Origin of the sequence: Micrococcus sp. UYEF5 (assembly GCF_040546065.1) — a bacterium.
GTDB lineage: Bacteria > Actinomycetota > Actinomycetes > Actinomycetales > Micrococcaceae > Micrococcus > Micrococcus luteus.
The window spans coordinates 131,656-148,268 of record NZ_JBEPNB010000001.1 but is presented as its reverse complement, the minus strand read 5'-3'; the positions used below and the strand labels follow the sequence as shown (position 1 = coordinate 148,268).

Sequence of the window (16,613 nt, the reverse complement as noted above, 5' to 3'; positions counted from 1 at the left end):
CCGCTCGACGGCGCGGGCCGCAGTGCCCGCCACCATCAAGGAGGACCGGACACTATGCAGGCTGGGTCGACGCCGACCTCGACGGACAGCGCCCTGCTGGCGGAGCTCGCCCTCTCGAGGGGCGACCTGGTGCAGGAGTGGGGGTACGACGACGACGTCGACGTCACCTTCCGTGACGCGCTCGAGGACGCGCTCGGCGAGGAGCTGCTGACCGAGGAGGATCAGGAGCCGGCGGACGCGGTCCTCTTCTGGTGGCGCGCGGACGACGGCGACGTCACCGATCTCGCGGACGCCCTCGTGGACGCCCAGCGCTCCCTCGATGCCGGCCCCGTCTGGATCATGACCCCCCGCAAGGGGCGCCCCGGCCACGTCAGCCCGGCGGACGTCGCCGAGGCCGCCTCCACCGCGGGCCTGCACGCCACCACCGGGGCCGGTGCCTCCGAGGACTGGGCCGCTCAGAAGCTCGTCCAGAAGCGCGGTGGCTGAGCCCCCGTCCGGCGGGACGCGGGGCGCCGACGTCGTCCCCGCGCTGCGCGACGACCACGGCCAGAGGTGGCCGTGGCCGCCGACGCGCGGGCCCCAGGACGCGGCCGCGCCGCGGGGCACGTGGCTCGTCTTCCTGCCCGGGGCGTTCACGCCGGTGTGCACGGACGAGCTCGGCTGGCTCGGGGCGCTCGCCGGGGACGTGGCGGTCGACGATGTGGCTGTCCGCGTGGTCTCGTGTGACGCCGCCCCCGTGCTGCGCCGCGTCCGCGAGGAGCTGGCACTGCCGGAGCCGCTCACCCTGCTCTCCGATTTCTGGCCCCACGGCGCGGCCTGCCGTGCCCTCGACGTCTTCGACGCGGAGACCGGGCGGCCCCGCCGCGTCTCCATGCTGCTCGACGCGGACGGGGTCGAGGTCGCGCGCGTGGTCGCCGCCCCGGGGCAGGCACGCACCCGGGGCGAGCACGAGGCGGCGACGCGCGACCTGCTCGCTCACCGGTAGCCTGGACGGACACCGGCACCTGTAGCTCAGTTGGTCAGAGCATCTCGTTTACACCGAGAGGGTCGGGGGTTCGAGTCCCTCCGGGTGCACCGATCGCGGGGCCATGACACGGCGTGACGCCGCGGCTCCGTCATGCCGACCGCCCGTCAGGCGCCTATGAGAGCATGCTCACCATCATGGGCTCCTCGTCAGCGTCCTCGCGCGCCTTCGCTCCGCCCTCGCGGTGGGCCGAGGTGCGCTCCGGCGTCGCCGTGACGCTGGGCGCCGGCCTCGGCCTGTTCCCCCTGGGCGTGGCCTTCGGGATGCTCGTGGTCCAGGCCGGGCTGCCCGCGTGGGTCGCACCCCTGTTCTCCGTGGTCGTGTTCGCCGGGTCCGTCGAGCTGCTGCTCGTCTCGCTGGTGGTGGCGGGCACGCCGCTGCTCACGATCGCCGTGACGGTGTTCCTTGTGAACTTCCGCCACGTGTTCTATGCGTTCAGCTTCCCGCTGCGCGTGGTCCGGGGGCGCCTCGCGCGGATCTACTCGATGGGCGCCCTGATCGACGAGGCCTACGCCATCGCCGCCGCCCAGCCCCGCGGTTGGACGGCGCCCCGGCTGCTGGCCATGCAGATCGCGCTGCATGCGTATTGGGTGCTCGGGGGCCTCGCCGGGGTGGCCGTCGCGTGGCTGCTGCCCGTGCCGGTCGAGGGCCTCGAGTTCGCGCTCGTCGCCCTCTTCATCGTGCTCGCCATGGACGCCGCCCGCACGCGGGCCCAGCTGCCCCTCGTGCTGGCGGCCGCGGTCGCCGTCGGGGTGGCTCTGCTGCTCGCGCCCGCGCAGGTGCTCGTCGTCGCCTTCGCCCTCTACGCCGCGGTGCTGATCGCGTTCCACGTGCTCGCCGCGCGCGGGACCGCCCTGCCGCTGCCTGAGCCCGTGCCCGTCACCGGGCCGGTGCCCGTCGTCGCCGCGGCGGGGGAGCGGGCCGTCACGGATGCCGAGCCCGGCGTCGAGGAGGACCCCCGATGACCGGCGCCGCGTACCTGGTGGCCGCGGCCGTCGTCGCGGGCCTCGTGACCTTCTGCCTGCGCGCGGTGCCGTTCGCACTGCTGCAGCCGCTGCGGGAGTCCGTGCTCGCCGCGCGGCTGGCGGTGTGGATGCCTGCCGGCGTGCTGACCATCCTGGCCCTCGTGATGCTGCTCGACGCCGCGGCGCTGGCCCCTGGAGAGCCCGTGGACGGGACGCGGGTGGCCCACGCGCTGATCGCGGCGGCGGTGACAGTCGTCGTGCATCTGCTGGCCGGGCGGCGGACCCTGGTCTCGATCGCCGCCGGCACGCTGGCGTACGTGCTGTTGGTCAACCTGGCCTGACCGGCGGCGGGGCGGATTCGCCCAGGCGTTCGGCCCATGCGCGGGTCGCCGCGGCGAGGCGCCGGCCGTAGGCGGTGACCCCGTCTGACAGCGTCCCGGCGTTGTAGAGCGTCCCCGCCCGGGCGATCCCCTCCGCGGAGAGGTCGCCGCGCAGGTGACCGCGCAGGATCTCCAGCCCCAAGGCCAGGTTGTCCTCCGGCTCCCACAGGTGGAGGCCGTGCTCCGCCGCCTGCGCGAAGTACGGCGGTCACGTGATCTGCGCGGGCCCCACGCCGTTGGACTTCTCACCCTGCGCCACCCGGGCCACGAGCTCCTCGTAGCGTTCCCGGGTTACGGGGACGTCCGTCCCGCGCGGGGCGCTGTGCACACCGCCGGCGTCGTGCCCGAAGACGTTCCGGCCGCCGGACTCGAGCTCGGCCAGGGCCGCCGCCACCGCGAGGGGAACGTCCGCCCGGCGTGCGGCGGCCACGATCGCCGCGGCGTTGTCGAGGTGTCGGCCGAGCGTCGCCGTCGGGTCGGAGGAGCGGTCGCGGGCGGAGCGGCGGGTGAGGAGGTCGCGGAGCAGGCCCATCGGCCCACCCTCCCGCATCCCGGGTTGAGTTGTCGCGGGTGACGGGCCCGCGCACCCGCGACAACTCAACCCGGGATGCGGGGCAGGGGCCGGGCAGCGGCGCGTCGTCGGCGTCCGGGGCGCACTAGGGTGGAGCGCATGTCCGCGACCCCCCTCGGCTTCTGGAAGCTGCCCGCACGTCCCGACGGCGCCGCCCGTCACCTCGCCGTCATCACCGGGGGCGAGGCGCAGCAGACCATGCTCTTCCTCCAGGACGGGCAATGGTCCATCCTCGCCCTCTTCCAGGACGAGCTGGCCGGCAAGGCCGCCGCCCGCACCCTGGACGCGCTCCTGCAGTCCGTCACCTGTCTGCGCATGGGCGGCCGCGACGTCCTCGACGGCGCCGACACCCCGAGGCCCGGTGTCGAGTGGGCCGGCTACGACCGCGAGTTCGAGGAGGCCGACGTGGCCGAGCAGCGCGACGTCGAGCCGCGCGGCCGGATCTGGATCCTCCCGGCCACGGACGGCGCCTCCGTCGGCCTGAAGCTTCCCGGGCACCGCCGGTACGACGACGCCGTCGCGCAGTTCGCCGACGTCGACGCGGCGCGTGCCGCCGTCGCGGCGATCGACGAGCTCCTGGGCGTCGGCCCGCGCGGCTGAGCAGGCCGACACTCGTCGGCCCGGGGCCGCGACCGTTCGCCTCCCAGGGTTCACCTGCTGTTCACGCGGCTGCGCTGCCGGGCCCGGCTTCCTCGTCCGCCGCCCGCCCATAATGGTGGACAGAGCACAGGCCGCGGCCCGCCGCCGTCGTACCGAGGAGGGGGACGGACGGGCACGGTGACGCACCCAGTGAAGGAGACGGTCCATGGAGCTGCTGCAGCCCGACGCCCCCCGCGAGAACCTCCGCGAGTTCATCGACAAGCTGCGCGACGGCGGCTACACCGTCTCGGACGGCCACACCAACGATCCCGACCTGATCGATCCGCAGGGCCGTGCCGTGGAGACGTGGAGGGAGGACTACCCGTACGAGACGCGCATGACGCGCGAGGAGTACGAGCTGGAGAAGTACCGCCTGCAGATCGAACTGCTCAAGCTGCAGTACTGGGGCGAGGACACCGGCCAGCGCCACATCATCGTCTTCGAGGGCCGCGACGCCGCCGGCAAGGGCGGCACCATCAAGCGCTTCACCGAGCACCTGAACCCCCGCACCGCCCGCGTCGTGGCCCTCAACAAGCCCTCGGACCGCGAGCTCGGCCAGTGGTACTTCCAGCGCTACATCCAGCACTTCCCCACGGCGGGCGAGATCGTGCTGTTCGACCGCTCGTGGTACAACCGCGCCGGCGTCGAGCGCGTGATGGGCTTCGCCACGGACGAGCAGTACCGCCGCTTCATGAACCAGGTGCCGCTGTTCGAGAAGATGCTCGTGGACGACGGCATCCACCTCACCAAGTTCTGGTTCTCCGTGACACAGACCGAGCAGCGCACGCGCTTCGCGATCCGCCAGATCGACCCGGTCCGCCAGTGGAAGCTCTCGCCCATGGACCTCGAGTCCCTGGACCGTTGGGAGGCGTACACGGAGGCCAAGGAGGCCATGTTCCTCCACACGGACACGGACCACGCCCCGTGGATCTCCATCCGCTCCAACGACAAGAAGCGGGCCCGCCTCAACGCGATGCGCTACTTCCTGTCCCAGTTCGAGTACGAGGGCAAGGACCACGAGGTCGTCGGCACCCCGGACCCGCTGATCGTGCGCCGCGGCCGCGACGCCGTGGGGGACTGACCGCGGTCGACGTAGGCTGGGGGGCGGGTCCGTGTCCGGCACGGCCCGTCCCACCGTCCGAGCCACAGGAGGCCACCCGCGATGACCGAGCAGACCACCACCGTCCCCGTCGGCGCCGCCGACATCGGCGTCACGGGCCTGGCGGTGATGGGCGCGAACCTCGCCCGCAACTTCGCCCGCCACGGCTACACGGTGGCCCTGCACAACCGCAGCCGGGCCCGCACGGACCAGCTCGTGGCCGAGCACGGTGACGAGGGTGCGTTCGTGGCGACGGAGACGCTCGCCGAGCTCGTGCAGTCCCTCGCCGTGCCGCGCCGGGTGCTCATCATGGTCAAGGCGGGCGCCCCCGTGGACGCCGTCATCGACCAGCTCGTCCCCCTGCTGGACGAGGGCGACATCGTCATCGACGCCGGCAACTCCCATTACGAGGACACCCGCCGCCGCGAGGCGGCCCTCGCCGAGAAGGGCCTGCACTTCGTGGGCGTCGGTGTCTCCGGCGGCGAGGAGGGTGCCCTGCACGGTCCGGCGATCATGCCCGGCGGTCCGGAGAAGTCCTACGAGGCCCTCGGCCCGATGCTCGAGAAGATCTCCGCGCAGTTCGAGGGGGAGCCGTGCTGCGCCTGGGTCGGCACGGACGGCGCCGGCCACTACGTGAAGATGGTCCACAACGGCATCGAGTACGCGGACATGCAGGTCATCGGCGAGGCCTACGACCTGCTGCGCCGCGTGGGCGGCCTCGAGCCCGCCGAGCAGGCCGAGGTGTTCACGGCGTGGAACCAGACCGACCTGGCCTCCTACCTCATCGAGATCACGGCCGAGGTGCTCGCCCAGGTGGACGCGGCCACGGGCCGCCCGCTCGTGGACGTGATCGTGGACGAGGCCGGGCAGAAGGGCACCGGCCGCTGGACCGCGATCTCGGGTCTCGACGTCGGCTCCCCGGTGGCCGCGATCGCCGAGTCCGTCTTCGCCCGCTCGCTGTCCTCTCAGCGCGCGGTGCGCCAGGTCGCCCGTGAGACCCTCGCGGCCGGCGTCGACGAGGAGGCGCAGCGCGCCCCGCAGGACACGGACACGTTCGTGGAGGACGTGCGCCAGGCGCTGTTCGCCTCCAAGCTCGTGGCCTACGCGCAGGGCATGGACATGCTCGCCGCCGCCGCCGAGGAGTACGGCTGGTCGCTGGACCTGGGCACCATCGCCTCGCTGTGGCGGGACGGCTGCATCATCCGCGCCGACCTGCTCGACGTGATCATGCAGGCCTTCGGCGGCCGCGACACCTCCCGCCACCCGGCGCCGGGCACCCGCGCCCCCGGCCAGCCGCTCAACCTGCTCTTCGCCCCCGAGTTCGCCCAGGCGATCGCCGAGGCCCTGCCGGCCTGGCGCCGCGTGGTCGGCACCGCCGTCGCCGCGGGCGTGCCGGTGCCGGTGTTCTCCTCGGCCCTGGCGTACTACGACGGCCTGCGGGCCGACCGCCTGCCGGCCGCCCTCGTGCAGGGCCAGCGCGATTTCTTCGGCGCCCACACCTACCTGCGCGTCGATCGCGAAGGCTCCTTCCACACGCTGTGGTCCGGCGACCGCACCGAGGTGGACGGCGAGGGCGTGCCCGTCGTCATGCCGCAGCCGACCGAGGGCGACCCCACGCAGGACTGACCCGGCGGGGGCCCGGCCCTCAGATCCAGAGGGCCGGGTCCACGTACTCCGCGGGGTCCACGAGCGGCTTGCCCTCGGCCGGGCCCTTGCGCGGGCGCACGGTGGCCGGCACGCCGGTGGCGATCGCGTCGGCGGGGGTGTCCTTCACGACGACGGCGTTGGCGCCCACCGCCGTCCCCTCCCCGATCTCGACGGGCCCGAGGATCTTGGCACCGGCCCCCACCACGACGCCGTCGCGCAGCGTGGGGTGCCGCTTCACCTTGGCCAGGGAGCGGCCGCCGAGGGTGACCCCGTGGTACAGCATCACGTCGTCGCCGATCTCCGCGGTCTCGCCGATCACGACGCCCATGCCGTGGTCGATGAAGAACCGGCGACCGATCGAGGCGCCGGGGTGGATCTCGATGCCCGTGGCCACGCGCGTGACCTGCGAGAGCACGCGGGCGGGCATCTTCAACCGGTCGTGCCGCCACATCCGGTGCGCGACGCGGTGCGCCCACACGGCGTGCAGACCCGAGTAGACGAGGGCCACCTCGAGGTCACCGCGCGCCGCCGGGTCATGGCTGCGGACGGTCGCGATGTCTTCCTTGATGCGGGAGAACAGTCCCACGGGCGGCCCCTTCGGGTCGGTGCGGTCGGTGAGCGGGCGGCGGTCAGCCGCGGATGTCCTCGAAGAGGGCGGTGGAGATGTAGCGCTCGCCGAAGTCACACACGATGGCGACGATCAGCTTGCCCTCGGACTCGGGCTTGGCGGCCTCCTTGAGGGCGGCCGAGATGATCGCGCCGGTGGAGATGCCGCCGAGGATGCCCTCCTCGGTCCCGAGCCGACGGGCGGTCTCGATGGACTCCTCGAAGGTGGCCGGGTAGACCTCGTCGTAGAGGTCGGTGTCCAGGATCTCCGGCACGAAGTTCGCGCCGATGCCCTGGATCTTGTGCGGGCCGGCCTGGCCGCCGGAGAGGATGGGGGAGTCGGCCGGCTCGACGGCGATGAGCTTCACGTCCGGCTTCTGCTCGCGCAGGTACCGGCCCGCGCCCGTGATGGTGCCGCCGGTGCCGACGCCGGCGATGAACACATCCACGGCGCCCTCGGACGCGTCCCAGATCTCCGGGCCGGTGCCCGTGTAGTGGGCCTGGATGTTGGCCTGGTTCGCGAACTGCTGGGCCCAGATGGAGTTCGGGGTGCTGCGGACGATCTCCTGGGCGCGCTCGAGGGCGCCGCGCATGCCGTCTGCACCGGGGGTCAGCACGATCTCGGCGCCGAACGCCTTGAGCATCACGCGGCGCTCGGTGGACATGGTCTCGGGCATGGTCAGGATCACGCGGTAGCCGCGCGCCGCGCCGACCATGGCCAGGGCGATGCCGGTGTTGCCGGAGGTGCCCTCCACGATGGTGCCGCCGGGGGTCAGCTCGCCGGCCGCCTCCGCGGCGTCGACGATGGCGGTGCCGATGCGGTCCTTCACCGAGTTGGCCGGGTTGTAGAACTCGACCTTCACGGCGACGTCGCCGGGCAGGTCCTTCGCGAGGCGGTTCAGCCGGAGCAGGGGCGTGTTGCCGACCGCCTGGGTGATGTCGTCGAGGATGCGGGCCATGGTGATACCTCCGGTGGTGGTGCGCCTCGGGGCGCGGGCGATCTAGTGGGTGTTCCTGCGTCAGGCTATCGAGCCGCGGCGCCGCTCAGGCGTCCACGAGCCACGCGGAGTAGTTCCGGCGCACCTTCGCGAGCTTCGGATCGATGACCACACGGCAGTATCCGTTGGAACGGCGCCGCGCATAGAAGTCCTGGTGAATCTCCTCGGCCGGGTGCCACGCGGACGCCGGCTCGACGCGTGTGACGATGGGGCTGTCATAGTTCGCCTGCGCCCGGGCGATCTCGTCCGCGAAGAACCGGGCCTCGGCCTCGTCGTGGGCGAAGACGGCCGATCGGTACTGGGTGCCGACGTCGGCCCCCTGGCGGTTCAACGACGTGGGGTCGTGGCCGGTGAAGAACAGGTCCATGATCACCTCGGGCGGCACGACGGCGGCGTCGAAGCGCACGCGGACCGCTTCGGCGTGGCCGGTGGTCCCGGTGCACACGGACTCGTAGCTCGGGGCGGGGTCGTCGCCTCCGGTGTAGCCGGACTCGACGGCGAGCACGCCCCGCACGCGACGGTAGACGGCGTCGAGGCACCAGAAGCAGCCGCCGGCGAGCGTCAGCTCGCGGACGTCGGCGGGCGCGTCGGAGGCGCCGAGGGGCTCGGTACGGGGGGAGTCGGTCATGGCAGGCACAGCAACGTGGGCCGCGCTTTTCATTCCCGACGAGGCCGCCCCGTGCCGTCACCCAGGGCCGTCGGGTCGTGCGTGCCCGGGCCGGGTGGGCCATCATGGCCGGTATGACCGTGTCCCGTCCCGCCGTCCCCGCCTCGCCGGTGCATGCCCTGGCCCCACCGACGCTCGGGCACGTCCTCGAGGTCGTCCAGGGGCTGTGGCCGCGGGAGCTGGCGGAGCCGTGGGACGCCGTCGGGCCGGTGGCCGGGCGCCCGGAGGCGCCGGTGCGGACCGTCCTGTGGGCGCTGGACCCCGTGCAGGCCGTGGCCGACGAGGCCGTCGCCCGCGGGGCCGACCTCGTGGTCACCCACCACCCGCTCCTGCTGCGCGGGACCTCGTCCGTCGCCGCCGTCGGGCATGCCGCCGCCGCCAAGGGCCGCCTGCTGCACACCCTGATCGAGCACCGCATCGCCCTGCTCGCCGCGCACACCAACGCCGACGCCGTCGTGGGCGGCGTCTCGGACGTGCTGGCCCGTGCCGTCGGCGTCACCGGAGCGCTCTCGCCCCTGACGGCCTCCGCCGCCGGCACCGGGGCCGAAGGCATCGGCCGGGTGGGCGACCTGCCCGAGGAGACCGACCTGGCCGCCTTCGCCCGGGCCGTGCACGCGGCGCTGCCCGCCACGGCCGGCGGCGTGCGCGTGGCGGGCGACCCCGCCCAGCGCATCCGCCGCGTCGCCGTGTGCGGCGGTGCCGGAGACAGCCTCTTCGACGCGGTCCGCGCGTCCGGCGCGGACGTCTACGTGACCGCCGATCTGCGCCACCACCCGGCCTCGGAGGCCCGGGAGACGGCAGCGTCGGGGGAGGGACGTCCCGCGCTCGTGGACGTCTCGCACTGGGCGAGCGAGTCCCTGTGGCTCGAGCACGGCGCCCGCGCCCTGGAGGCCGCCCTGGTGGAGCGGGGACTGGGCGTCACCACCCTGTTCTCAGATCACCGCAGCGACCCCTGGGACTTCCTGGTCGGGGGAGAGCGGGCCGACGAGGGGAGTCACGCATGAGTGAGGTCACCGCACCGCCGGCCGTCCAGGCCCGGCTGCTGGAGCTCCAGGAGCTCGACACGGCCCTGGACCAGGCCCGCGCCGCCGTCCGTCGGCTCCAGGCGGACCCGGAGCACGCCCGGCTGCGCGCCCGTGCGCAGGAGTTCGAGGAGGCGCTGCCCGGTCTGCAGGACGCCGCCCGCACCGCCGACCGGGCGGGGGCCGAGGCCACCGAGAAGGCCGCCGCCACCCGCGCCCGTCGGGACCGGACCCGGGAGCGGCTCGAAACGGGCCAGGGCGGGCCCAAGGAGCTGCAGGCCATGCAGCACGAGGACGACACGCTCACCGCACTGCTCGACGACCACGAGGCCGCGGCCCTCGAGGCCATGGAGGCCGCCGACGCCGCCGAGTCCCGGCTCTCGAAGGGCCACGCCGCCCTGGAGCGGGCGCGGGCCGAGGTCGAGGCCCGCGCGGCGGAGGTGCGCCGCGAGGGGCAGGCCGTGACCCAGCGTGGCCGGGACCTCATCCAGCGCCGGGCGGCGTTGGCCGCGGAGTTCCCCGCGTCGTTGCTGGCCCTGTACGAGCAGGCGCGGGAGCGCAACGGCGGCATCGGCGCGGCCCGGCTCGTCGGGAACCGGTCCGCGGCCGCGGGCACGGAGCTGTCGCCCGCGGAGGTCGCGTGCATCCGGGCCCTCCCGCCGGCCGCCGTCGCCCGCTGCCCCGAGTCCGGCGCCATCCTCATCCGGGACTGACCCCGGGCCCCGCCCCCGGCGCGATCAGTAGAGTGGGGGGCCGCGTCGGACGGCGCGACCACGGACACGAGGAGGCGCACGGTGAGCGGACGAGTCCTGCAGGTGGAGGCCGACGGCGGGTCGCGGGGCAACCCCGGCGTCGCCGGCTATGGCGCCCTGGTGCGCGACCCGGCCACGGGCGAGATCCTCCGGACCGACGCCGCCCCGCTGGGGAAGGCGTCGAACAACGTGGCCGAGTACTCCGGGCTCGTGGCCGGGCTGCGGATGGCCCGAGACCTCGACCCCGAGGCGCGGGTGCACGTGCTGATGGACTCCAAGCTCGTGGTGGAGCAGATGTCCGGGCGGTGGAAGATCAAGCACGAGGACATGCGGCGCCTCGCGGCCGAGGCCCGGTCCGTGCTGCCCCCCGAGCGCGTCAGCTACGAATGGATCCCGCGCAACCGGAACAAGGACGCCGACCGCCTCTCCAACGAGGCCATGGACGCCGGCGCGCGAGGCGAGCAGTGGGACGCCGGCGCCTCAGAGGTGCCCGTTGCGGCTCCCGCGGCGGCGGGGTCGACCGCCGCGGAAGCGTCCACGACCTCCGCGTCGGCGGTGGCCGAGTCCTGCCTCGACGCCGATGCGGACGTCCGGGCCGTGGAGGCGGACGGGCCCGAGGCCGTCGCGTCGCCGGGGGATGCGACCCCGGCGCCCGCGCCCACGGGTCGGCTGCACCACGTGGAGATCTGGGTCGCCGACCTCGCGGCAGCCGAGGCCAGCCTCGGCTGGCTGTTCGGCGAGCTCGGCTACGTGCCGGGCGAGGGGTGGGCCGAGGGCCGGACGTACCAGGGCGCGGGGGAATACCTCGTGCTCGAGGCCGGGCCCGACGTCGCCGCGGGCGCCCACGAGCGCACCCGCCCGGGCCTGAACCACCTGGCCTTCCGGGCCGGGTCGCGCTCCCGCGTGGACGAGCTCACCGCCGCCGCGCGCGGCCGGGGGTTCCGCCTGCTCTTCGAGGACCGCCACCCGCACGCCGGGGGAGCGGACCACTACGCCGCCTACCTCGAGACCGCGGACGGCTTCGAGGTGGAGCTGGTGGCCGTCGAGGACTGAGGCCGCGTCCGGGCAGACCGCGCCTCGTCCGGGATCACCCCTCGGGCAGGATCACCCGCAGCGTGCCGGGCTTCGCGGCGGACGGCCGGGCCAGCTCGACCTCCCAGCCGGGGCCGTCCCCGGCCCGTGCGACCACGTCCGCCACGCGGTCCAGCGTCGAGGTCTCCCGCGCCCCCGCCTCCAGGAGCGCGCGGGCCACGAGGCCGCGGGTGTGCTTGGCGAAGTGCGAGACGACGGTCCGCTCGCCGTCGCGCAGCTGGAACACGTCGACCGCGAGGGTCCGCTCCGCCGGTGCCCGCCACTGGGCCGCGTAGCCGCCGGAGCGGCAGTCGACGACGGGCCCGCCGTCCCGCGCGGCGAGCGCGTCGAGGGCGGGGGTCATCACGGGGCGCCAGTGCGCGGCCAGCCCGGGCAGCCCCGGCAGCCTCGCGCCGACGGGCAGCCGGAAGGCGGGGATCCGGTCTGCCAGCGCGGTGGCGCCGAACAGCGCGGAGAAGACCAACACGGACGCGCGGGCGCGACGCTTCGCCGCCGCAGACAGGGAGGCATGGTCGAGCGCATCGAAGAGCACCCCCGTGAACACCCGGTGACCGGGGGCGGCAGGGGCCGAGGCCAGGCGCGTGTTCGCCTCGACCTCGCGGGCGAGCGACGCCCCGACGCCGAGGGTCGTCAGGGCATCCGGGGCGGCCGAGACCGCGGCGAGCCGCGTGAGCAGGTCCGCGCGGGCGCCCGTGACCGCGGCGTCATCGGCCAGCGCGAGGGCGTCGAGGTCGAGCGGGGCCCCGGAGCGGGGTGCGGTCTTGCCCTCGGAGGGCGGCAGCAGGATCAGCACCGGGCCAGCCTAGCCAGGCGCCCCGGGCCGACGCGCGGACGGGCCGGGCCGACGTCGTCGTCCGGACCTGGCACAGTGGTGGGGTCCGCACAGCCGCCCCGCATCCCAGGAGTCGCCCGATGACCGCCATGAACGTGTTCGGCGTGGTGTACCCGTTCGTCCTGCTCGTGATCGCGGCCGCCGTGTGGCTCGGGGTCCGCTCCAGCGGGCGGGAGCGCACGCACGCCTCCGCTCTGGAGCACCGCCTGCGGGAGCGCACCTTCACGGGGCAGGACCGCGTGACGCTCGAATGGCCCCGGGACCGGCGACGCCCGAGCCTGGCGAAGGTCGTCTCGATCGGCGAGTCGTACGGGTACCGGCTGCTGGACAAGCGGGAGCGCGAGCACGTGGTGGAGCTCGAGTTCGAGCGGATCCTCGACGACGAGGGGTTCTGACCCCAGCCGGGGGCCGTGAGGCGGGACGGACCGGCTGTAAGCCGGGTTCTGTGCCTCGCGCGCGTTGCCCCGCGCGAGGTGACGGCCATCCATCTGGGCCCGCCATCGCTGACGGGCTCGAGCGGCCAACCCGGACGCTGGGGCGAGCAGCCCTCGTGACGCGTCCTGTTCGGCCTTGCACCGGATGGGGTTTACCGAGCCGGCCCCGTCACCGGGGCCGCTGGTGGTCTCTTACACCACCCTTTCACCCTTACCGCCGCGCACACGGCGCGGAGGCGGTCTTCTCTCTGTGGCACTGGCCCGCGGGTCGCCCCGGGTGGATGTTGTCCACCATCCTGCTCTGCGGTGCCCGGACTTTCCTCGCACCCCCGCAGGGGCACGCGGCCGTCCGCCGATCCGTCCCGACCGACCAGTCTACGCCCCGCCGAGGCCGCGGGGCCGCTGCGGACGCGTCCTCGCCTAGAATGGAGGCGCCCGCCGACAACGAGGTCGGGGGATGGGGCCTGCCCAGGACGGCCCCGCCAGGTTTCAAGGAAGGACTCCCGTGGCAGACACCGCCTCGACCCAGACCCCCGAGTGGAACACGCAGCAGAAGCTCGCGGAGAAGATGGTCCCCCTGCTGGGCACCCTGTACCGCGAGCACAACGTGGTCACCTCGATCTACGGGCGCTCCCTCGTGAACCGCGGCGTGATCGACATCATCAAGGCCCACCGCTACGCCCGCCGCGTGCAGCAGGCTCCGCTGAGCGTCGAGTCCACCTACCCGCTGGTCGAGGCCATGGCTGCGATGGACCTGGGCGCCGCCACCATCGACCTGGCCGAGCTGGCCGCCAAGCAGAAGGCCTCGGGCCAGGACGTCCAGGCCTTCCTGGACGCCGAGCTCGCCGAGGTCAAGGGCAAGGCCGGTGAGGGCCTGGGCGAGACCCAGGACGTCGTGCTCTACGGCTTCGGTCGCATCGGCCGCCTGCTGGCCCGCATCCTCCTCGACCACGCCGGCGGTGGCTCCAAGCTGCGCCTGCGTGCCGTCGTCGTGCGCAAGAACTCGGAGGACGACCTGATCAAGCGCGCCTCCCTGCTGCGCCGCGACTCGATCCACGGCCCGTTCGACGGGACGATCGTGGTGGACGAGGACCGCGGCGTGATCACCGCCAACGGCACCGAGATCCAGGTCATCTACTCGAACGACCCGACCACGGTGGACTACACCTCCTACGGCATCAAGGACGCGCTGGTCGTCGACAACACCGGACGCTGGCGCGACGACGAGGGCCTGTCCCAGCACCTGCAGGCCAAGGGGGCCGCGAAGGTCCTGCTGACCGCCCCGGGCAAGGGCGAGATGAAGAACATCGTGTTCGGCGTGAACTCGGACGACATCACGCCCCAGGACACGATCGTCTCGGCGGCCTCCTGCACCACCAACGGCATCACCCCGGTGCTCAAGGTCATCCAGGACGACTACGGCATCGACCACGGCCACGTGGAGACCGTGCACGCCTACACCAATGACCAGAACCTCGTGGACAACTTCCACAAGGGCGCCCGTCGTGGCCGTGCCGCCGGCATGAACATGGTGCTCACCGAGACCGGTGCCGCCAAGGCCGTGGCCAAGGCCCTGCCCGAGCTCAAGGGCAAGCTCTCCGGCAACGCCATCCGCGTCCCCACCCCGGACGTGTCCATGGCCATCCTGAACCTCGAGCTGAACAAGCCCACCTCGGTGGAGGAGCTGAACGCCCGCCTGAAGCAGGAGTCCCTCACCGGCCCCCTGCGCGGCCAGGTCGGCTACGTGGACTCCCCGGAGGTCGTGTCCACCGACTTCGTCGGCTCGGACCGCGCCGGCGTCGTGGACGGCCTGGCGACCCTCGTGAACAACGACGGCAAGAACGCGATCCTCTACGTCTGGTACGACAACGAGTACGGCTACTCGCACCAGGTGATCCGCGTGGTGGAGAAGATGGCGGGCCAGCAGGTCCCCGCCTTCCCGCAGGCCTGACCCGCCGATGAGCGACGGCCCGTCCCCGCGGAGGGGACGGGCCGTCGTCGTATCCGCACGGGTCGGACGTCGAACCGAAGCTCAGGCCTCCTTGGGCCCGTGGTCGCCGTCGGGGCCGTGCTCGTGGTCCGCGTGGTCGTCGGCGTCGTGGCCGAAGGGGTCCTCGTCCGTGCCGGGCAGCCACGTCACACCGGGCACGTTCAGACGCTCGGCCCGCTGCGCGCGCTTCCAGCGCCGCTGCCACTTGCCCTCGAGCCGGTTCACGTAGAGGGTGCCGTTGAGGTGGTCGTACTCGTGCTGCATGATGCGCGCGAACCAGCCCTCGGCCTCGAACTCGAACATCTCCCCGTCCACGCGCTGGCCGGACAGGCGCACGCGGGTCGGGCGCTGCAGGGGGAAGCCGAGCCCGGGCACCGAGAGGCAGCCCTCGGTGTGCTCGTCCGGGTGCGGGTCCTCCCGCGGGGCCTTGTCCAGGTGGGTCAGCACGGGGTTGATCACGTGGCCCACGTTCGGCGCGTCGCCGGAGTCCGGGAACGTCCACGTGAAGATCCGCAGCCCGACCCCGACCTGCGGGGCGGCCAGGCCCACGCCGTGCGCGGCGTCCTGCGTCACGTACATGTCCTCGATCAGCTCGCGGATCTCGTCGTCGATCACCTCCACCTCGGCCGCGCGCCGGTGCAGCACGGGCTCGCCGTAGACGGTGACGGGACGGATGGAGGCCATGGCGCTGCGCTTCCCGGCCCGGGCTGCGGGCCTGCGTGGGTAGGGGGACGGGGGAGTCCCCAGCCTACCGCCGGGGACATCACGACGACGGCCGTCATTCCGCGGCGAGGGCCTCCAGCGCATCCGGGTCCAGCAGCGCCACCCGCGGGCCCGCCATGGCGATCAGGCCGTCGTCGGCGAGGCGGCGCAGCCCGCGGCTGAACGCCTCGGGGGTGGTGCCCAGCAGCGAGGCGACGTCCTTCTTCGGCGCGGCCAGCACCACGACGAGGTCGGCCTCGTCCCGGAGGGCCGGCAGGCCGAGCAGATGTCCGGCGATCCGCGCGGTGACAGGCTGACGCTCCCAGGCCAGCCGTTGTTCCGCCTCGGCCAGGCGGACGGCCAGCGTCCGCATCACGCGTCCCCCGATGCCCGGATGCTGGGCCAGGAGTCGGGCGACCTCGGCGTGGGAGAAGGTGCACAGGCGGGTCGCGGCCACGGCGCGCGCCCCGTGCCGGGCCGGCTCGCCCGTGAGGAACTCGTGCTCGCCCACGGAGTCCCCCGGCTCGACCATCCGCACCACGCGTTCCCGGCCGGTCGCTGAGCCGAGCGTCAGCGCCAGGCGGCCGCTGTGCACGACGCACAGGCGGTCCGTGCGGTCACCGGCCAGGTGCAGGGCATCGCCGGCCTCGAGCACGAGCGGCCGCGCCAGGGCGGAGACCCGGCGCAGCTGCTCCAGATCCAGCCCGGTGAACAGCGGGACCCGGGCCGCGCACGGCTCTGGTTCGTCCATGGGGGCGAGGGGCAGGTCCATACGCACGCCATCAGCCTCCCACACGGCGGCTTGACCGCGGTCAAGGCGGGCCCGCCGTCCCCTTCGTAGCGTCAGTGACATCCCCGGAGGCCGGGGATCGGACCGGGCACCCGCCCGTCCGCTCAGCCTCATCGGCGGCCGCGCCGGTGACGACCCACAGGAGTGACCATGACCCCCACCACGCACACCCTGCTCCGCGCCGAGGGCTTCAGCTGCCCCTCGTGCGTCCGGAAGATCGAGAAGGCCCTCGACGCCCTGCCCGGCGTGACCGGCGCGCAGGTCCACTTCGAGACCCAGCGCATCGAGGTCGACCACGACCCGCAGACCACCACTGCCCAGGACCTCGTCGAGGCCGTCGCCAAGGTCGGCTACACCGCCCGGCCGTCGGCCTTCTGACACCGCCCCGCCCCCGACGAACGGA

Annotated in this window: 20 protein-coding genes, 1 tRNA gene and 1 other RNA gene; 14 read left to right on the top strand and 8 right to left on the bottom strand. The window is 73.7% G+C overall.

The genetic code is table 11. From position 1 onward, the window contains the following. The first annotated feature begins 54 nt into the window (after positions 1 to 54). From ABIB16_RS00755 to ABIB16_RS00735, 5 genes are all read left to right on the top strand, one after another. Positions 55 to 486, top strand: coding sequence for a DUF3052 domain-containing protein (locus tag ABIB16_RS00755; RefSeq protein ID WP_041105382.1), 432 nt, complete (start codon positions 55 to 57; stop codon positions 484 to 486). Next, positions 479 to 985, top strand: a complete 507-nt coding sequence (locus tag ABIB16_RS00750) for a redoxin domain-containing protein (RefSeq protein ID WP_041105380.1) — start codon at positions 479 to 481, stop codon at positions 983 to 985. The genes ABIB16_RS00755 and ABIB16_RS00750 overlap by 8 nt, the downstream gene beginning before the upstream one ends. A 15-nt stretch (positions 986 to 1,000) precedes the next feature. After that, positions 1,001 to 1,074, top strand: a tRNA-Val gene (locus ABIB16_RS00745). A gap of 75 nt (positions 1,075 to 1,149) precedes the next feature. Beyond that, on the top strand, positions 1,150 to 1,989 hold the full coding sequence (locus ABIB16_RS00740) for an AzlC family ABC transporter permease (RefSeq protein WP_127445798.1): 840 nt from the start codon (positions 1,150 to 1,152) through the stop codon (positions 1,987 to 1,989). Continuing rightward, positions 1,986 to 2,330, top strand: a complete 345-nt coding sequence (locus ABIB16_RS00735; RefSeq protein ID WP_060974034.1) for an AzlD domain-containing protein — start codon at positions 1,986 to 1,988, stop codon at positions 2,328 to 2,330. Before ABIB16_RS00740 ends, ABIB16_RS00735 begins: the two co-directional genes overlap by 4 nt. 247 nt (positions 2,331 to 2,577) lie before the next feature. Here ABIB16_RS00735 and ABIB16_RS00730 read toward each other — a convergent pair whose 3' ends face one another. Continuing rightward, on the bottom strand, positions 2,578 to 2,901 hold the full coding sequence (locus tag ABIB16_RS00730) for a hypothetical protein (protein ID WP_354435995.1): 324 nt from the start codon (positions 2,899 to 2,901) through the stop codon (positions 2,578 to 2,580). A 138-nt stretch (positions 2,902 to 3,039) separates the two neighbouring features. Between ABIB16_RS00730 and ABIB16_RS00725 the strand changes: the two genes are divergently transcribed. From ABIB16_RS00725 to gnd, 3 genes are all read left to right on the top strand, one after another. Beyond that, complete coding sequence (locus tag ABIB16_RS00725; RefSeq protein WP_041103632.1) at positions 3,040 to 3,540, top strand: hypothetical protein; 501 nt, start codon at positions 3,040 to 3,042, stop codon at positions 3,538 to 3,540. A 205-nt stretch (positions 3,541 to 3,745) separates the two neighbouring features. Next, positions 3,746 to 4,660, top strand: coding sequence for a polyphosphate kinase 2 (gene ppk2, locus ABIB16_RS00720; protein ID WP_010078895.1), 915 nt, complete (start codon positions 3,746 to 3,748; stop codon positions 4,658 to 4,660). 81 nt (positions 4,661 to 4,741) lie between these two features. Further along, entirely contained in the window at positions 4,742 to 6,304 is a 1,563-nt protein-coding gene (gene gnd, locus ABIB16_RS00715) for an NADP-dependent phosphogluconate dehydrogenase (protein WP_269599840.1), read from the top strand. Positions 6,305 to 6,323: 19 nt separating this feature from the next. Here the strand turns inward: gnd and epsC are convergent, their stop codons facing one another. The 3 genes from epsC to msrA form a co-directional block, all read right to left on the bottom strand. Beyond that, complete coding sequence (gene epsC, locus ABIB16_RS00710; RefSeq protein ID WP_354435994.1) at positions 6,324 to 6,911, bottom strand: serine O-acetyltransferase EpsC; 588 nt, start codon at positions 6,909 to 6,911, stop codon at positions 6,324 to 6,326. 43 nt (positions 6,912 to 6,954) lie between these two features. Further along, positions 6,955 to 7,890, bottom strand: a complete 936-nt coding sequence (cysK, locus tag ABIB16_RS00705; protein WP_354435993.1) for a cysteine synthase A — start codon at positions 7,888 to 7,890, stop codon at positions 6,955 to 6,957. 85 nt (positions 7,891 to 7,975) lie between these two features. Then, on the bottom strand, positions 7,976 to 8,557 hold the full coding sequence (gene msrA / locus ABIB16_RS00700; RefSeq protein WP_354435992.1) for a peptide-methionine (S)-S-oxide reductase MsrA: 582 nt from the start codon (positions 8,555 to 8,557) through the stop codon (positions 7,976 to 7,978). Between the two features lie 113 nt (positions 8,558 to 8,670). Here msrA and ABIB16_RS00695 point away from each other — a divergent pair, with 113 nt between their 5' ends. From ABIB16_RS00695 to ABIB16_RS00685, 3 genes are all read left to right on the top strand, one after another. After that, positions 8,671 to 9,600, top strand: coding sequence for a Nif3-like dinuclear metal center hexameric protein (locus tag ABIB16_RS00695; protein WP_354435991.1), 930 nt, complete (start codon positions 8,671 to 8,673; stop codon positions 9,598 to 9,600). Further along, positions 9,597 to 10,331 (top strand): zinc ribbon domain-containing protein, encoded by a 735-nt coding sequence (locus ABIB16_RS00690; RefSeq protein WP_354435990.1) that lies wholly within the window; start codon positions 9,597 to 9,599, stop codon positions 10,329 to 10,331. The genes ABIB16_RS00695 and ABIB16_RS00690 overlap by 4 nt, the downstream gene beginning before the upstream one ends. A gap of 81 nt (positions 10,332 to 10,412) precedes the next feature. Next, positions 10,413 to 11,423, top strand: coding sequence for a reverse transcriptase-like protein (locus tag ABIB16_RS00685; protein WP_354435989.1), 1,011 nt, complete (start codon positions 10,413 to 10,415; stop codon positions 11,421 to 11,423). 34 nt (positions 11,424 to 11,457) lie between these two features. On the opposite strand, the gene ABIB16_RS00680 is transcribed toward ABIB16_RS00685, so the two are convergent. Then, the gene (locus ABIB16_RS00680; protein WP_354435988.1) at positions 11,458 to 12,255 is read right to left on the bottom strand and encodes a YaaA family protein; all 798 of its coding nucleotides are present in this window, start codon (positions 12,253 to 12,255) and stop codon (positions 11,458 to 11,460) included. Between the two features lie 119 nt (positions 12,256 to 12,374). On the opposite strand from ABIB16_RS00680, the gene ABIB16_RS00675 reads away from it, so the two are divergent. After that, positions 12,375 to 12,689 carry a hypothetical protein gene (locus ABIB16_RS00675; protein ID WP_036381307.1) on the top strand — a complete coding sequence of 105 codons (315 nt, stop codon included), beginning with the start codon at positions 12,375 to 12,377 and terminating at the stop codon, positions 12,687 to 12,689. Positions 12,690 to 12,710: 21 nt separating this feature from the next. Here the strand turns inward: ABIB16_RS00675 and rnpB are convergent. Then, positions 12,711 to 13,089: RNase P RNA component class A (gene rnpB / locus ABIB16_RS00670), an RNA gene on the bottom strand. A 144-nt stretch (positions 13,090 to 13,233) separates the two neighbouring features. On the opposite strand from rnpB, the gene ABIB16_RS00665 reads away from it, so the two are divergent. Beyond that, entirely contained in the window at positions 13,234 to 14,679 is a 1,446-nt protein-coding gene (locus ABIB16_RS00665; RefSeq protein WP_354435987.1) for a glyceraldehyde-3-phosphate dehydrogenase, read from the top strand. Positions 14,680 to 14,760: 81 nt separating this feature from the next. Here the strand turns inward: ABIB16_RS00665 and def are convergent, their stop codons facing one another. Together def and ABIB16_RS00655 are read right to left on the bottom strand one after the other, a co-directional pair. After that, a complete protein-coding gene (def, locus tag ABIB16_RS00660; protein ID WP_144861618.1) occupies positions 14,761 to 15,402 on the bottom strand; it encodes a peptide deformylase in 642 nt (213 codons plus the stop codon). Between the two features lie 94 nt (positions 15,403 to 15,496). Beyond that, positions 15,497 to 16,171, bottom strand: a complete 675-nt coding sequence (locus tag ABIB16_RS00655; RefSeq protein WP_354435986.1) for a Crp/Fnr family transcriptional regulator — start codon at positions 16,169 to 16,171, stop codon at positions 15,497 to 15,499. A 189-nt stretch (positions 16,172 to 16,360) separates the two neighbouring features. Between ABIB16_RS00655 and ABIB16_RS00650 the strand changes: the two genes are divergently transcribed. Next, on the top strand, positions 16,361 to 16,588 hold the full coding sequence (locus ABIB16_RS00650) for a heavy-metal-associated domain-containing protein (RefSeq protein WP_036381311.1): 228 nt from the start codon (positions 16,361 to 16,363) through the stop codon (positions 16,586 to 16,588). The last annotated feature ends 25 nt before the right edge of the window (positions 16,589 to 16,613 follow it).

Excerpts from the sequence above, each read along its gene's own strand:
- ABIB16_RS00755 (WP_041105382.1), top strand. The coding sequence starts at position 55 with ATGCAGGCTGGGTCGACGCCGACCTCGACGGACAGCGCCCTGCTGGCG.
- ABIB16_RS00740 (WP_127445798.1), top strand. The coding sequence starts at position 1,150 with ATGCTCACCATCATGGGCTCCTCGTCAGCGTCCTCGCGCGCCTTCGCT.
- ABIB16_RS00735 (WP_060974034.1), top strand. The coding sequence starts at position 1,986 with ATGACCGGCGCCGCGTACCTGGTGGCCGCGGCCGTCGTCGCGGGCCTC.
- ABIB16_RS00730 (WP_354435995.1), bottom strand. The coding sequence starts at position 2,901 with ATGGGCCTGCTCCGCGACCTCCTCACCCGCCGCTCCGCCCGCGACCGC.
- ABIB16_RS00725 (WP_041103632.1), top strand. The coding sequence starts at position 3,040 with ATGTCCGCGACCCCCCTCGGCTTCTGGAAGCTGCCCGCACGTCCCGAC.
- ppk2 (WP_010078895.1), top strand. The coding sequence starts at position 3,746 with ATGGAGCTGCTGCAGCCCGACGCCCCCCGCGAGAACCTCCGCGAGTTC.
- gnd (WP_269599840.1), top strand. The coding sequence starts at position 4,742 with ATGACCGAGCAGACCACCACCGTCCCCGTCGGCGCCGCCGACATCGGC.
- cysK (WP_354435993.1), bottom strand. The coding sequence starts at position 7,890 with ATGGCCCGCATCCTCGACGACATCACCCAGGCGGTCGGCAACACGCCC.
- msrA (WP_354435992.1), bottom strand. The coding sequence starts at position 8,557 with ATGACCGACTCCCCCCGTACCGAGCCCCTCGGCGCCTCCGACGCGCCC.
- ABIB16_RS00695 (WP_354435991.1), top strand. The coding sequence starts at position 8,671 with ATGACCGTGTCCCGTCCCGCCGTCCCCGCCTCGCCGGTGCATGCCCTG.
- ABIB16_RS00690 (WP_354435990.1), top strand. The coding sequence starts at position 9,597 with ATGAGTGAGGTCACCGCACCGCCGGCCGTCCAGGCCCGGCTGCTGGAG.
- ABIB16_RS00675 (WP_036381307.1), top strand. The coding sequence starts at position 12,375 with ATGACCGCCATGAACGTGTTCGGCGTGGTGTACCCGTTCGTCCTGCTC.
- def (WP_144861618.1), bottom strand. The coding sequence starts at position 15,402 with ATGGCCTCCATCCGTCCCGTCACCGTCTACGGCGAGCCCGTGCTGCAC.
- ABIB16_RS00655 (WP_354435986.1), bottom strand. The coding sequence starts at position 16,171 with ATGGACGAACCAGAGCCGTGCGCGGCCCGGGTCCCGCTGTTCACCGGG.
- ABIB16_RS00650 (WP_036381311.1), top strand. The coding sequence starts at position 16,361 with ATGACCCCCACCACGCACACCCTGCTCCGCGCCGAGGGCTTCAGCTGC.